Genomic DNA, 855 nt, shown 5'->3' with positions numbered 1-855 from the left:
CTAGGGCCGATCGACATTCATGGTATCCAGATCATGATCGCAGCGAGATGGATGAATCCTGTGAAGTGAATAGTTCGACGTTCGTAGCGTGTGGCAAAGCGTCGGAAGTGTTTCAGGCGATTGAAGCACCTTTCGATGCGATTGCGATGCTTGTAGATGATCGGATCATGCGGAATGATGACTTTTCGGGAACGGTTTGAGGGTATGACCGCTTCGGCCTCCATCTTCGCGATTGTTGCCCGCAAGGCATTGCTGTCATAGGCTTTATCGCCCAGAACGGCCTGACCTGTCTGATCATGAAGAAGAGCGGGAGCTTGCGTGATGTCGCCGACCTGGCCGGCCGTCACGATAAAGCGCAAGGGACGCCCGAGTGCATCGGCCAGCATATGGATCTTGGTCGTCAGTCCACCTCTGGAACGCCCCAGCGCCTGATCCTTGGCCCCCCTTTTCCGCTCGCCGCCTGTTGATGGGCACGCACGATGGTGCTGTCGATCATTAAGTACTGATTGTCCCGGTCAGCAGTGAGGGCATCAAAGACCCGTTCCCATACGCCGGCATGGCACCAGCGACTGAACCGGCGATGGACCGTCTTCCACTTGCCGTAGCGCTCCGGCAGGTCCCGCCAGTGTGCACCCGAGCGCAGCACCCACAAACATCCGTTCACAAACAACCGGTTATCTACGCCCGTCCGACCTGGATCGCTGGCCTTGCCTGGCAACAAAGGCGCAATTCTCGACCATTGCGCCCCGTTCAACTCGTATCGCTTCACTCCCATCAAGGCCTCCGTGCTTCACACGGTACCCTATGAATCAGTGATCAACCGATTTGGGAATCCTGAATGTCGATCGGTCCTAG

The 855-nt window shown here is 56.8% G+C and carries 1 pseudogene; it reads right to left on the bottom strand.

From position 1 onward, the window contains the following. Positions 1 to 17: 17 nt before the first annotated feature. A pseudogene (locus tag ACIPSK_RS33020) lies at positions 18 to 775 on the bottom strand (IS5 family transposase). Positions 776 to 855 lie beyond the last annotated feature (80 nt).

The sequence above is a fragment of the Rhizobium sp. LARHSG275 genome (assembly GCF_052871115.1).
Note: the sequence above shows the minus strand (reverse complement) of the source record. Positions and strands in the feature narration are given on the sequence as shown.